Raw genomic sequence first — 13,748 nt, 5'->3', positions numbered from 1 at the left:
TGGCTCTTTCAGCCGCGCGCAGTGGAGCGAGAGTCAAGCCAGATGGCGATGCCCGCGAACACCATCGTAAGCACGCCAAGCACAATAAGCGCAGGCAGCATAACCATGCGGCAGTGCATCATGGCACCTTTGCATACGCCGATAAGGAAGGTCGGCACCGCGAGCAGCAGCAATGCATTAGCAATGGCCGCAATATTCAAACCGACGCGAATCTGATGATTGACAAACAGAGCGACGGTGCCAAGCACGAGAATAACCACGCCGATACCGGTGGCGGCCTGCTGTGAGTAGTGGCATGCGCCCGGCATATCATGGCCGATGCAGGCGTGGGCGAAAGTCTGCGGGGCAACGGCGATCAGCAGGCCGAGCAGAATATTGGGAACGGATGCAAACAGCTTGTTCTTCATTTTCTCTTACTTTCTCTCCCCTGAGGCGGGGTTCGCGAGCACAACCTTCGCATTATGCCCATGCCGTAAGCAGAAAAACAAGTCTTGTTTTTTGTTCCCTTTTCTGCTATCGCCCGTGACGGGCGCCTATTGAAAGCTCATCAGAGCTTTTCAATAGCTGAGGCGTGAAGCAGGCAGTCCAGTGGACTGCCTGTAGCCGAAGGGAGAGGCTTGCCTCGACGGGCGCCTATTGAAAGCTCATCAGAGCTTTTCAATAGGCGCTACGCGCAGCATCAGGCGCTTGACTCCGGCCGAGCCGAAGTCTACGGTAATCACCGACTTGATGCCCTTGTCTTGAATATCCATGACTGTGCCAAGGCCGAACTTATCGTGAACCACCTTGTCTCCGATGGCGAAATCAGCGGCATTCAGACCATTGTCTTTCTTGGCCGCCGAAGCAGAGGTCTTTGGCGTGGTATGACGGGTCGTCACCTTGCCGCCGCGCGTATGGCCGTAGGAATCCGAAGATGAGCCGGAACGGGAGCCATAGGAGGAAGACCCCGAGCCACGTGACCCATAGGAGCTGGAGCCATAGGAAGACCTGGAACCGTAGGACCTTGAGCCATACGATGATGAACCCGAGCCATATGAGGAGCCGTAACGCGAGCGTGAACCATACGAGGATCCCGAACCACGGCTGCCGAATGTCGAGGTTCCACCAAACGTGGTACCGCCGAAATCATCGTCATCCCAGCCGCCGAAATCATCGGAGAAGCCATCGCCATCGGATTGCCAACTTGAACGCATGCGCTCCACACCGGCGTCCTTACTCTTCCAATCGATGAGTTCGGCAGGAATCTCATCGAGGAACTGGCTCGGCATCATGTCCGCGGCCTGTCCCCACTGCGAACGCACGGCGGCACGAGTCACATACAGACGGCGCTTGGCGCGGGTGATGCCCACGTATGCGAGTCGACGCTCCTCCTGCAATTCGGTGGTGTCTTCCATCGAGCGCGAATGCGGGAATGTGCCTTGTTCCATACCGGTCAGGAACACCACTGGATACTCCAAGCCTTTGGCGGTGTGCAAGGTCATCAGTGTCACCTTGCCTGAATCCTCGGCTTCACCAGGCAGCTGATCGGAGTCAGCCACCAGAGCGGTCGTTTCCAAGAAAGCGGACAGCGTGGCGTCCGGCGTGTTCTGCTCGAATTCAGCTGCGGTGGATTGCAGCTGGGAGAGGTTTTCCAGACGCGAGGCATCCTGTGGATCGACGGATTTCTCCAGTTCCGCCCTGAGCCCCGACTTCTCCAACACTTCGGCAACGACTTCGCTTGGCTTATTGTCATGCGCGCGGGTGAATTGCGAAAGTGCACCCATGAGTTCGCGGAATGCTTTGAGTTGGTTTGCCGTACGAGTTGGAATGTTCTGAATCTCGTCCAAGTGCATCAACGCATAGAAGAAGCTCGTGCCATGTTCACGCGCATAGGCGAGCAGGATTCCCTCGGCTCGATCGCCCAGGCCGCGCTTCGGCACATTCAGGATACGGCGCAGATTCACGTCGTCATCGGGATTCACCAATGCCTGCAGGTAGGCCAAGGCGTCCTTGATTTCACGACGCTCGTAGAACTTGGTGCCACCGACCAACTGGTATGGCAATCCTGCGTTGATCAATGCCTCTTCCAGCGAGCGGGACTGTGCGTTGGCTCGGTACATGATGGCCATATCCGAGTAGGCGATGGATTCTTCGGCGTGCAGTCGCGCGATTTCGCTGGCAACCCACTGGGCTTCCTGCTGGGCGTTGTCCGCTGCATAGCCCACAATCGGCTCGCCTTTGCCGAGCGCGGTCCACAGTTTCTTCGGCTTGCGGCCTTCATTGTTGCTGATTACGGCATTGGCGGCGTCCAGAATGGTTTGCGTGGAACGATAGTTCTGTTCCAGCATGATGGTTTTGGCATTCGGGAAGTCCTGCTCGAAATCCTGAATGTTGCGGATGTCCGCGCCGCGGAATGCGTAGATGGACTGGTCGGAATCACCCACCACGGTAATCCACGCCGGGCCTGTCTTACCGGCGTTCGGAGCGCCCGGAACGCTGCGTTCGCCGGTATCGACGCCGGCGAGTTCGCGCACCAATACATACTGCGCATGATTGGTGTCCTGATACTCATCGACCAGAATGTAGCGGAAACGATGGTGGTAGTACTCGGCCACCTGCGGGTCGGAGCGCAGCAGTTCCACGGTCCGCCCGATCAGGTCATCGAAATCCACGGCATTGGCGAGCGCCAGTCGATGTTCGTATTCGGCGTAAATCACCGCATAGATGGCTTCAAGGTCACCTACGGTGCCGAATTGGTAGCCGCGCTGGCCGGGAGTGAAGTCCGGGGCATGCAGGGCCAGATATTCCTTCCAACCGGTGAGGTTGTTCTTCAAATCGGAAATATGGCCGAGAATAGAACGCGGCGTGTATCGCTTGATATCCAAGTTGAATTCGGTGGCGATGATTTTGACAAGGCGTTCGGAATCGGCGGAATCATAAATGGAGAAGCCTGACTTCAGCCCGATGGATTTGCCATCACGGCGCAGGATACGCACGCAAGCGGAATGGAAAGTGGAAACCCACATGCGCTGCGCCACCGGGCCGATCAGGGAGCCCAGTCGTTCGCGCATCTCGGCGGCTGCCTTGTTGGTGAAGGTGATGGCGAGCACCTGGCTCGGCCATGCACCGAACTGGCTTAAAATCCAAGCGATGCGGCGGGTCAGCACACGGGTTTTGCCAGAGCCTGCGCCTGCGCCGATCAGCAGCGCCTGGCCACGATACTGCACGGCTTCGGATTGCTGCGGGTTCAGATCACCTACCAGTTCCTGGGCGCTGCGCGCAATGACTTCCGGCTCATCGAACATGATGCTCTCCCCTTGACAACCTACCGTGATGAACGCGCGCGGACAATCCTGTTCCTTCTTCGCGCGACATTCATATCTACCATATGCGCCGGTCAGCGTAAGCTGGTTTGCCATATCGGATAGCTATGCCGATGGCTATGTCATTGTGATGTCAACAAGGAGGTATTCCAGTGCAGGAACTTGAGGAACGAATCCAGGCCGAAGGCACCGTCAAGGCAGGCGATGTGCTGAAGGTGGACGCATTCCTGAACCACCAGTGCGATGTGCGCCTGTTCGACCACATGGGTGCGGCTTGGGCCGAGCACTTTGCAGGCAAGACCATTACCAAGATCCTGACCATCGAGGCTTCCGGCATTGGCATCGCCTGCTGTGCGGCCCGTCATTTCGGCGATGTGCCCGTGGTGTTCGCCAAGAAAGCCCAATCCATCAATCTGGACGGTGATCAGTACACCACTACCGTGTATTCCTTCACCAAGCAGAAGGAATTCCCGGTCATCGTCTCCAAGAAGTATCTGAACCCGGGCGATCACGTGCTGCTCATCGATGACTTCCTCGCCAATGGCAAAGCACTGCGCGGTCTGATCGAACTGTGCGAAGAGGCGGGCGCCACGGTCGAAGGCATTGGCATCGCCGTGGAGAAAGGTTTCCAAGGAGGCGGCGATCAACTGCGTGCGGACGGCTACGACGTGGATTCCCTGGCCATCGTGGAATCCATGGATCCGGAAACCGGCAAGATCGAATTCCGTCACTGAGCATCCGCTGGAGAAAGTGAGAGAGAACAAAAAGTATGAGCGACGAGAAGCAATCTTCCAAGGCATCCGCTGTTTCGTTTGAGGCATTGAGCTCGCTGGACGCACCCGTTTCCTTCTGGAAGGGTATTCCGTTCGGTCTGCAGCATGTCATGGCCATGTTTGTGGCGAATCTGGCCCCGATTTTCATTGTGGCGTCCGCTGCCAAGATGACGCCGGCACAGTCAGCCGCCGTGATTCAGGCAGGCCTGTTGGTGGCAGGTCTCGGCACTTGTCTGCAACTGTACGGCGCATGGCGCATCGGCTCTAGGCTCCCGATGGTCACCGGTATTTCCTTCACCTACGTGGCCGCTGCCGTGGCCATTTGCGCGGATAAGGGCTATGGCGCGGTGGTCGGTGCCGTGTTGGTCGGCGGCCTGTTGGAGCTGGTGCTTGGTCTGACCGCCAAGTACTGGCGCCGATTCGTGCCGCCCATCGTCTCCGCCATCGTGGTGACTTCCATCGGTTTCTCGTTGCTCAACGTGGGTGCGACCTCGTTCGGCGGAGGCTCAGGGGCCAAGGACTTCGGTTCCTGGCAGAACCTAACGCTGGGCCTGATCTCCTTGGTGGCCTGCCTTGCCTTCCAACTGCTGATGAAGGGCACCGCCAAGCAGCTGTCCGTGCTGTTCGGCCTGGTCGTGGGCTATGTGGTGGCCATCTGCATGGGTAAGGTTGATTTCTCCGGTTTCCAAGATCTCGCCATCGTTTCCGTACCGCAGCTGATGCCATTCAAGCCCGAGTTCGACTGGGGCGCCATCATCTCCATCGGACTGCTCTATGTGGTCTCTTCGGTTGAGGTGTTGGGCGACACCGCCGCCCTGACCAAGGTGGGTCTGAACCGTACGCCTACTGAGCGTGAAACCGCTGGCGCCATCGCTGGCGATGGTCTGATCTCCTCGGTGTCTGGCCTGTTCGGCTGCCTGCCGCTGACCTCCTTCGCTCAGAACATTGGTCTCGTGGCCATGACCAAGGTGGTCAACCGTAAGGTGATTCTCTCCGGCGGCCTGATTCTGATTCTTGCCAGCTTCGTACCGGCTATCGCCGAAGTATTCAACTCCTTGCCTCAGGCGGTGCTCGGTGGCTGCACGATCATGATGTTCGGCAACATCATTCTCTCCGGCTTCCAGATGATTGCTGAGGCCGGCTTCTCGCAGCGTAACATCACCATTGCCGCGCTGTCGCTGACCATTGGCATCGGCTTCACCCAGGTGAGCGATATCTTCGTGAACTTCCCCTCCCTGTTCCAGCAGATCTTCGCCTCCAACTGCATCGCCGTGGCCTTCGTGGTCGCCGTAATCCTCAACGCCGTTCTGCCCAGTGAGGAGCACTTCCTGAGCGCGCCCGCCGCGAAGGAAGAATAAGCACAGCCTGAGCGCGCCATCCACGAAGGAAGCATAAGCACAGGCTGAGCGCCCCTGCCACGAAGGAAGAGTAAGCACATACCGCTACTTCGGAGTCCTCTTAGCTGATATTGGCTAAGAGGACTTTTCTTATTCTCCTGTCAAGCTTGGGCTGTCTGCCGGGAATAGTCGAGTATGCCCGACGAGTGAATTTTCCATGAATTGGCAACCTATGCTTGCCCACAGCACGCCGTAGCACATACTTATGCGGCACAATAGTGGCAAGGAGGCGCTCCCATGGTTGACGACTACACCGCAAAAATGACTGAGCTCATCGAGCTGATGCGCATGATCGGCAATGACACACAGCAGTGCGAAGTCAAGGAATGCAAACGTCGCATCTCCTCCACTATCACCGATACGCTGTCCGCATTCTCCAATGGCTCTGGCGGCTGGATTATTCTCGGGCTTTCCGAAAAAGCCGGTTTTACGCCAGTTGAGGATTTCAATGCGCGTGCCATGCAAGAGGCATTAAGTCAAGCCTGCGAGAAGATGACTCCTGTAGTCCGCCCGGTGATTGTGACCTGCCCGTTCGAAGGTTCGAATCTGGTATTCGCCAGAGTCGATGAAATGCTGCCACGTGACAAGCCCTGTTTCACCACTGCGCTTGGCCCGCACAGCGGCTCATTCATCCGCACCGGCGACGGCGACCGACGAATGACCGCCTATGAGGTGGACAGGCTCATTGAAGAGCATCTGCAGCCCACCTATGACTTGGATATTGTGCCGCATGCCACCACCGATGATCTCGATCCGGCACTGATTGCAGGGTTGTTGGCTCGCGCCCGCGAACAGCATCCGCATGTGTTCGCCGACCGCGATGCCACGCATACGCTGCTCGACTTGCAAGTGCTGCGCCATGATGATTCCGACGACAGCGAAGTGGGCGGCGTGCTGCGACCCACACTTGCCGGATTGCTGGCATTGGGCCGGTACCCGCAGAAGTATTACCCACGACTGTCCATCGCCATCGCCGTGTTCCCCGGTACGAACCGGGATGAGGTGTTCCGCGGCGACGAACGCCTGGTAGCCACAAAAACCATCGTGGGGCCGATTCCGGTGATGATCAATGACGCCGTGGAATCCTTAATGCAATGGGTGGGAGCCAAGAAACTCGACTATCCACCTGTAGTACTGCGCGAGGCCATTGCGAACGCACTCACCCACCGCGACTACTCCCCCGATGCGCGCGGCACGCAGGTTCGCATCAGCGTATTCACCAACCGTATTGAAATCACGAATCCCGGCGGCCTGTACGGCACGGTAACCCATGACGTACTGGCGAATCCGAATCCAGTGACCGGGGTCCCATTCGTTTCCACCCGCAACCAGTTCCTGTTCACCCTGTTGGAGTCCACTCCTTATCCGGATGGCGGATTCGTGAATCCGGAAGGCGGCGATGGCTTGCAACGTATCGCTGCCGCGCTGCGCGAAGCCGGCATAGAGCCGGCAACCACACAGAACGATATCAATACGTTCACGATGACCATCACCAAGCAGCGCACGGCGAAGAACAGTACGCCGAGTGATGTTTCCAAAGCGATTCTGACCGTGCTGGAGCGCCATTCGGCGATGAGCATCAAGGAAATTATCCGCGAACTGCAATTGACTCCTCTAGCCGCTACCTCCGGCATGCGTGAGCTGATATGCGAAGGTCGGGTCGCCAAGGTGAAATTCCAAGACGATCCGACCCAGCGATATAGGTTGAAGGGAATGTAAGAGCTGTACTCCACCTATGCTTCGGCGAGCTGAGTGACGGTCGAGGCGACTGCATTCGGCCGGGAGCGGCGGTATTTCCCGGCGGCGAGTCCCACGCAGACGAATGCGAGGGAGAACAGCATCACGATGACTGTGGCCACAGCCCAGTCCCCAACGTCCACGCCGGATGTGGCGGAGCCGAAACCGAGCGCGTTGTCAATTGCCGTGCAGTACCACCAGCCGGGCGTGAACCGTGCAATGGTGACCATCATGTCCGGCATCATGCTCATCGGGAATGCGATACCCGAGGTGAACAGGATGAGCAGGCCGAACACGTTGGCGAAACCGTTGGCCACCATGTCTGAAGCGCCGAATTCACCAAGCATGAATCCACAAGCCGTGCACATGAGAGCGAACATGCAGATCGAGACAAAGGTCATTACGACACCACTCACCGGTATCGATGCGATATCCACGCCTGCCGCTGCGATCAATCCAAGCGCAACGGCCAGATAGCCCACGCAGATCAGCAGCGCGAAACCGCACAGGACTCCCATGCGTTTGAGTCCAATCGAAGCCGTGGAGGGAGAGGCCATAAGCCTGCGACGCAGCTCCCCCGCGCCGAACACGCGGGCCACCAGGCTCACGCATACGCTGAGCGTCAGGAACAACGGATAGATCGCCGTCTTCATCGTGTCGCCGAATCCGGAGGCGCCGGAGTTCGTCGTAGTTGTCTCCCGGTCGTTCTGTGTTGTGACGTTCTCCACGGCAACTGGACGGTTGACTTTCGCATCGTGTGCCGTACGTGCGGCTCGCTTGGCGGCGGACTGTACGTCTCTCGTCGTCAGATCGGACAACGTTCCCTCTGGCAGCGAGTTAAGGTCGAACGTGGATGAGCCGTCCATGACCTGCGACCAATCGCCATTCTGCCCGGAGACGGCAGAGCTGCTTGCATACTGTGCATACCATGCGGCAAGCGCACTGTCGTCGATCTTCACATTCCCGCCGATTAATGCGATACGAGTCAGGGTAAGGAACCCGTTCACGTTCATACCGCCGATGGTGCCGGCGCCGGACGTGTAGCTGGTGACCGTTTCGACCTTCGGCATGTCAGCGCCGGATTGCGCGGCCTTGAGGAAGTCGGCGGCGTAACCGCGTGGGATGATGACGATAAGATCGGTCCAGTTCGAAGCGACGGCCTGCTGCAACGATTCGGCATCGTCATTCAGTTCGACCAACGTGGCGGAATCGGACAGATAGTCACGCAGTCCCTCAGCGATACCGCCTCGGTTCGTATCCCGGTCGATGACGGCGACGTTGACCTTCTCCGGCTCGTAGGTGTCGGCCACCGTACGGGTGGCTGCACTAATCTGTGACCAGCTGAGCGTGAACATCATGATACCCATGAGCACCAAATAGATGATGATGTACGTGCGGTGTGCGAGCAGTACGCGCACGGTGGCTTTACAGGTGTTCATAGCGTTGCCTCCTGAGCATAATCACGCCGGCCGCGAGGAACACCGTACTCATCGCAAGTAGGATGGCGCAGGTGCGGATGAACGGCTGGTAGCTGTCGTAGTACATGAGTGAGTAGAACAGGTCGGTCACCTGTTGGGCGGGGTTGATGGCGGCGAGCAGTGGCGCCTTGCGTGAGATCAGGTCGCTCAGTTCCATGGCGAATCCGCCATACAGTCCGCTGAACAGGGATAGCGAGCAGGCGATGGCGGTGGCCATGCCCTGTTTGACGCCAGTCGTGAGCTTGGGGATTGCGCCGATCATCGTGCCGAACGCGCAGGTCATGAATGAGGCGACGACCACGGCGATCACAGCTGCCGGTTCGCGTCCACCGACTTCGATGCCGCAACCGTAGCGGATGTAGGCGAGCGCTACGAGCAGGCAGACGCAGGAGCACAGCCATCCTGCAAGGAATCCTGCCACGAGCTGCTTGGCTCGCCCGAGCGGCGCGACGGTGCGGCGGATGCCGAGCGCGGAGAGGTTCGCCTGCGCGGTGGTGACGGTATGGATCATGTACGACATGGCGACCAGGCATGCCATGCCCATGAGCGCGTAATAGTATCTCGCCATCACGCTGGGTTTGAAGTTGGTGAGCGTGACTTCCTTGGTGGCATTCATGGATGCGTTGATGCCGTTCCAGAATGTGCGAGTGATTGGGGCAGTCGGATTGTCTTCAAGCACGGATTTCACTGTGGCACTGGTGCGGTTGTACTGGTCGAGCACGTTGTCAAGCGCCGAGAGGGAGACGTCGAGTCCCGCTTCCTGCGTGCCGTTGTTGGCCACGGTCACGGTATCGTCGCTGAGCGTGAGCTCGATGCGACCATCGTCGTCAGCTTTGAGGTAACCGTCGGTTTTGCCTTGGGATACTAGTTCGCGCGCCTGTAGCGTCGAGTCGACCTTGGTGGCGTTCAGCAGGGTTACGCCGGGATCGATATTCACGGCATTCGTACCATTGTCATCGTGAGTCTTGCTCGTATCACTGCTCTTGCCGGACAATGCCGTGATAAGCGTGTCTGCACCGATCGCGTTCGTCCAATTCGTGTCTTCGACCACGGCCACGGATACCGGGGTGATGCTCATGGCTTGGTCCAGGTTGCCGAACACGCCATTGAACATGGTCGCCAGAGCGATTGGGAACACGATGAGCCAGAACAACGAGCTTTTATCTCTGAGGTTCGCCTTCAGCGTGACTATGAAAGTGCTCCACATGGCGTTCTCCTTTCCTTGGATTGGGAGGATCCTTAGTCGCGTAACGCCTTGCCGGTGAGTTCTAGGAACACGTCGTTGAGGCTTGGCGGCCGGCTGGTCAGGTGTCCAATGTTCGCGCCTGAAGTGCGTAGCACGCCGATGAGGTCAACGAGGTTGTGCTCACCGCGACGGCAACGCACCTCCAGTTCGCGCCCGTCATAGGAAGCTTCGATGACGAATGCGAGCGCGCGTACGGCGGCAAGTGTCTCATCGGTCAGGTCGAGCGTTTCGATGGTGATGCGCTCGCCTGTGTCGATCATGGCTTTGAGTTCGTCGGCGGTGCCGAGCGCAAGGTGACGACCATGATCCATGATGAGAATGCGGTCGCAGATCTGTTCGACTTCCTCCATGTAGTGGCTGGTGTAGATCACGGTGGCGCCGGCTTTGTTGAGCTTCTGGATGCCTTCGAGTATCGCGTTGCGGCTTTGCGGGTCGACGGCGACGGTGGGCTCGTCGAAGAAGATCAGGTCGGGCTTATGCGCAATACCGCAGGCGATATTGAGTCTGCGCAGCAGGCCACCGGAGAGTTTGCCGGGACGGAATTTGCGGAAGTCCTGCAATCCGGCAAATTCGATGGCTTCCTCGACCAAGGGTGCGCGGTCGGCTTTCTTCGGCACATATAGCGAGCAGAAGTAGTCGATGTTCTCGGTCACAGTCAGCTCGTTGAATACGGCCACGTTCTGTGGCACGATGCCGATACGGCGCTTCAACGCATAACTGGTAGGGGTCATCGGCTCGCCGAATACGCGAACTGTGCCTTTATCGTAGGTGAGCAACGCCAGAATGCAGTTGATGGCCGTGGTCTTGCCGGAACCATTGGGACCCAGCAGACCGAAGATCTCACCTTGCTTCACATCGAGGTCGAAGTAGTCGAGTGCCACCATGTCGCCATACCGTTTGACGAGCTGGCTCACATGTACGGCCGGGACAGTTGCTTGAGCGGCTTGGATGGGCTGAGCGTTGGTGTTGGTTTCGCTTGCCATAATCACTCCCTTCCTTGGATGATTCCATCATCCCAAGCGCGAGCGCATAGAACCAGCCACATTCGTCACGAGTGCCGCCAGATGTCGTGACATTTGTCATGTGCATCGGATCAACGACAAAGCACTCTTACTCGAGTAGGCTTGGAATCTGGGAAGTCCATTGCGAACGGCGGGAGGATGCCATGTGGACGATGATAGAGAAGGGGCTGCTGCTGATGTTCAGCATGGCTCTGATGCTCACATCGTCCATTGCTGCCGATTCCGGTCCGTCATACGCGTATGCATCGCAACATTATGTGGAGTTGATCGCAGGTCTGTTGATTGCGGTATCCGCCACAGGACTGGCGACATGGTTGGGCAGACGGACCTGGTCTTGGCTGCCGGCCTGTTGCTATGCCATCGCTACGCTACTGGCACCCTCGTGGATTATGTTCCTGCCAGTCATGGCGTATGACGCCGCAAGGACCACCCAGCCATTGCCCGCCACTATTCGAACCCTGCGCGCACTGCAGAGCCCTTCAACCCCAGCTCATGGCATTGCGCCGTCTTCTGCGGCATCACCTACTGTTGAACCATCTGCTGAACCATCGTGGCAACGCATACTGCTGCTCGGCAATGCGGTAGCGCGATGGCTGTGGCTGATGCCGATAACCGTGGCGTTCGGCAAGGTTTGCCTCATTGCAGACATTGCGTGGACCACACTGTTCACTATTCGCGACTGTGCAGTCATCATGGGAATCTGCGCGGTGAGCTTTGCCTTGGGTTCCCGGGCGAACAAGGAGTCCGCTTTACGCCATGGGCTGCGCGTGATGCAGGATCAGACAAGGCAGTCCGCCCGAGTCCACCAACTGAGGCTCGCCGATGTGGATGAAGAGCGTGCACAGTCGATTCGCATGGCCACCCTCGGCGAACGCACACGCATCGCTCGAGAAATCCACGACAATGTCGGTCATCTGCTGACCCGTGCGATCATGCAGGCACAAGCCGGCAAAACGGTGGCTGATGCCACCAATGATACGACTGCGGCCCATGGCTTTGCCGCACTGGGTGACACGTTGAACAGTGCAATGACGATGGTGCGCAGATCTGTGCATGATTTGGAGGATGATGGTACCGATTTCGCTGCGCAAATACACGATGCGGTTGCGTCGTTCGATGGCATCTCCCCCGGTTTCTCAGTACGTCTCGTCAATGACATTGCCGCTGCGCCCGCACCGGTCTCCCGATGCTTGGCAACGGTGATTCGCGAGTCGTTGACCAATGTGGTGCGCCATAGTGAAGCGACGAGCGCCAATGTGACGTTGCGTGATTTTCCGGCGTTCTGGCAATTGGTGGTTCAGGATGACGGGCCGGTGAACAACTTATCGACCCATGGCAAACCGGCAAATAAAGCCAACCATGAGCTGCAGCGCGGTATGGGATTGGCCGACATCGATTCTCGTGTGCGCGCCATCGGCGGCACATCGACCTGCGGACCGTACAATCATGGTTGGAGGGTGTTCGTTTCCATTCCCAAGCAACCGTGGATGAAGGAGACAGGGAAACGATGAGAATCGCAATTGTGGATGATGATCCCATTGTCTGCCAGTCGTTGGCGACGATTCTTTCCGCCACGAATACTGCAGATGTGCTGTGGACGGCGAATGATGGCGATATGGCGGTCACGCGTTATTTTTCGGGGCCTTCGAATCATCCGGATGTGCTACTCATCGACGTGCAGATGCCTGGTAAGGACGGGCTTCAGGCTGCTCACGAAATACTGCAGAAGGATCCTGCCGCCCGTATCCTGTTTCTCACTACATTCGCCGACCAGTCGTATATTGCGCAGGCGATGGCGCTTGGCGCCAAAGGCTATCTCATCAAGCAGGATGTGGCTGCTGTGGGCCCAGCATTGCAAGCGGTGATGGCCGGACAGGTGGTGCTCGGCGCGGAAGTGTTGGGCAAATTGACTGGCAGTCAAGTAGCCGAATCCGACGAGGCCGCAAATGAATCAGGCAAGCCCATCGCAAGTCTGCTCAACGAGAGAGAGCAGGAAATCGCGGCACTGGTGGCCGAAGGTTTGGATAATCGCGATATCGCTGCGCGACTGTGCTTAAGCGAGGGTACCGTGCGCAATCGCATCAGTGCCGCTTTGGATAAGTTAGGGCTCACGAATCGCACTCAGCTGGCGATTGAGTGGATTCGTGAGCACCGGTAGCAATCAGCTGTTTTTCATGACGATACTGTCGACCACGTTGGCCACGGATTCGCAGTCGTCGGCGCACTGTTCGAGATGACGGAACACGTCATGCCATGCGAAAACCTGCAGCGGATCGGTGCAGGTGGTGTGCAGGGTGCGCATGGCCTCGATGAACACGTGATCGGCATCGGTTTCGATGGTGTTGATGGCGAACACGCGCTCGCGCAGCGTCTTCGAACGCTTGAACTGCGGCAGTTCACCGACCAGGGCTTCGATCTGTTCGCAGCCGTGCACCACCATTTCGGTCAGTTGCAGCGCCTCCGGACGCATCACCGTCACATTGTCGTAGTACATGCGATCGAGCACGCCTTCGATGCTATCGATCACATCATCGAGCACGTAGCTCAGCTGACCGATATCTTCACGGTCGAACGGGGTGATGAACGCGGTCACCAACTCGTCCATCAAACGGTGGCGTACCTTGTCGGCCGACTGTTCGATGCGATGCATCTGCTCCATGCTGTCCTTCAACCGTTCAGGGTCGAAGTCATGCATCACTTCGCTCAGCAGGTGAGCCGCCTGACACGCGTATGCGGCGCTTTCGCGGAATCCGTCGAAGTAAAAGGAATCGTTTTTTCTTGCCATTGCTGGGT

11 protein-coding genes are annotated in these 13,748 nt (G+C 57.9%); 5 read left to right on the top strand and 6 right to left on the bottom strand.

Going from position 1 to position 13,748, the window contains the following annotated elements; translation table 11 throughout:
• Positions 1–8: 8 nt before the first annotated feature.
• Both JS530_RS06775 and JS530_RS06770 read right to left on the bottom strand, forming a co-directional pair.
• Complete coding sequence (locus tag JS530_RS06775; RefSeq protein ID WP_214376431.1) at positions 9–407, bottom strand: DUF4418 family protein; 399 nt, start codon at positions 405–407, stop codon at positions 9–11.
• A 240-nt stretch (positions 408–647) separates the two neighbouring features.
• On the bottom strand, positions 648–3,284 hold the full coding sequence (locus tag JS530_RS06770; RefSeq protein ID WP_214376430.1) for an ATP-dependent helicase: 2,637 nt from the start codon (positions 3,282–3,284) through the stop codon (positions 648–650).
• 170 nt (positions 3,285–3,454) lie between these two features.
• Between JS530_RS06770 and JS530_RS06765 the strand changes: the two genes are divergently transcribed.
• The 3 genes from JS530_RS06765 to JS530_RS06755 all read left to right on the top strand — a co-directional run bounded on the left by JS530_RS06765 (position 3,455) and on the right by JS530_RS06755 (position 7,191).
• Positions 3,455–4,036 carry a xanthine phosphoribosyltransferase gene (locus JS530_RS06765; RefSeq protein ID WP_214376429.1) on the top strand — a complete coding sequence of 194 codons (582 nt, stop codon included), beginning with the start codon at positions 3,455–3,457 and terminating at the stop codon, positions 4,034–4,036.
• A 35-nt stretch (positions 4,037–4,071) separates the two neighbouring features.
• Complete coding sequence (locus JS530_RS06760) at positions 4,072–5,433, top strand: nucleobase:cation symporter-2 family protein (RefSeq protein ID WP_214376428.1); 1,362 nt, start codon at positions 4,072–4,074, stop codon at positions 5,431–5,433.
• 276 nt (positions 5,434–5,709) lie between these two features.
• Entirely contained in the window at positions 5,710–7,191 is a 1,482-nt protein-coding gene (locus JS530_RS06755; RefSeq protein WP_214376427.1) for an ATP-binding protein, read from the top strand.
• 14 nt (positions 7,192–7,205) lie between these two features.
• Here JS530_RS06755 and JS530_RS06750 read toward each other — a convergent pair whose 3' ends face one another.
• From JS530_RS06750 to JS530_RS06740, 3 genes are read right to left on the bottom strand one after another with little or no spacing between them, the layout of a single operon-like run.
• Complete coding sequence (locus tag JS530_RS06750) at positions 7,206–8,648, bottom strand: ABC transporter permease (protein ID WP_214376426.1); 1,443 nt, start codon at positions 8,646–8,648, stop codon at positions 7,206–7,208.
• Complete coding sequence (locus tag JS530_RS06745; protein WP_214376425.1) at positions 8,635–9,894, bottom strand: ABC transporter permease; 1,260 nt, start codon at positions 9,892–9,894, stop codon at positions 8,635–8,637. Before JS530_RS06745 ends, JS530_RS06750 begins: the two co-directional genes overlap by 14 nt.
• 32 nt (positions 9,895–9,926) lie before the next feature.
• On the bottom strand, positions 9,927–10,916 hold the full coding sequence (locus JS530_RS06740; protein WP_214376424.1) for an ABC transporter ATP-binding protein: 990 nt from the start codon (positions 10,914–10,916) through the stop codon (positions 9,927–9,929).
• A gap of 182 nt (positions 10,917–11,098) precedes the next feature.
• Here JS530_RS06740 and JS530_RS06735 point away from each other — a divergent pair, with 182 nt between their 5' ends.
• Both JS530_RS06735 and JS530_RS06730 read left to right on the top strand, forming a co-directional pair.
• Positions 11,099–12,466, top strand: coding sequence for a sensor histidine kinase (locus JS530_RS06735; protein WP_214376423.1), 1,368 nt, complete (start codon positions 11,099–11,101; stop codon positions 12,464–12,466).
• Entirely contained in the window at positions 12,463–13,113 is a 651-nt protein-coding gene (locus JS530_RS06730; RefSeq protein ID WP_214376422.1) for a response regulator transcription factor, read from the top strand. The genes JS530_RS06735 and JS530_RS06730 overlap by 4 nt, the downstream gene beginning before the upstream one ends.
• A 3-nt stretch (positions 13,114–13,116) precedes the next feature.
• Here JS530_RS06730 and JS530_RS06725 read toward each other — a convergent pair whose 3' ends face one another.
• Entirely contained in the window at positions 13,117–13,740 is a 624-nt protein-coding gene (locus JS530_RS06725; RefSeq protein ID WP_214376421.1) for a DUF47 domain-containing protein, read from the bottom strand.
• Positions 13,741–13,748: the final 8 nt, after the last annotated feature.

Source organism: Bifidobacterium colobi (assembly GCF_018555455.1).
Taxonomy (GTDB): Bacteria; Actinomycetota; Actinomycetes; order Actinomycetales; family Bifidobacteriaceae; genus Bifidobacterium; species Bifidobacterium colobi.
This window is presented reverse-complemented; position numbering and strand designations above follow the sequence as displayed.

Coding starts and splice junctions, on each gene's coding strand:
- JS530_RS06750 (WP_214376426.1), bottom strand. CDS start 8,648: ATGAACACCTGTAAAGCCACCGTGCGCGTACTGCTCGCACACCGCACG.
- JS530_RS06730 (WP_214376422.1), top strand. CDS start 12,463: ATGAGAATCGCAATTGTGGATGATGATCCCATTGTCTGCCAGTCGTTG.
- JS530_RS06745 (WP_214376425.1), bottom strand. CDS start 9,894: ATGTGGAGCACTTTCATAGTCACGCTGAAGGCGAACCTCAGAGATAAA.
- JS530_RS06755 (WP_214376427.1), top strand. CDS start 5,710: ATGGTTGACGACTACACCGCAAAAATGACTGAGCTCATCGAGCTGATG.
- JS530_RS06740 (WP_214376424.1), bottom strand. CDS start 10,916: ATGGCAAGCGAAACCAACACCAACGCTCAGCCCATCCAAGCCGCTCAA.
- JS530_RS06760 (WP_214376428.1), top strand. CDS start 4,072: ATGAGCGACGAGAAGCAATCTTCCAAGGCATCCGCTGTTTCGTTTGAG.
- JS530_RS06770 (WP_214376430.1), bottom strand. CDS start 3,284: ATGTTCGATGAGCCGGAAGTCATTGCGCGCAGCGCCCAGGAACTGGTA.
- JS530_RS06725 (WP_214376421.1), bottom strand. CDS start 13,740: ATGGCAAGAAAAAACGATTCCTTTTACTTCGACGGATTCCGCGAAAGC.
- JS530_RS06775 (WP_214376431.1), bottom strand. CDS start 407: ATGAAGAACAAGCTGTTTGCATCCGTTCCCAATATTCTGCTCGGCCTG.
- JS530_RS06735 (WP_214376423.1), top strand. CDS start 11,099: ATGTGGACGATGATAGAGAAGGGGCTGCTGCTGATGTTCAGCATGGCT.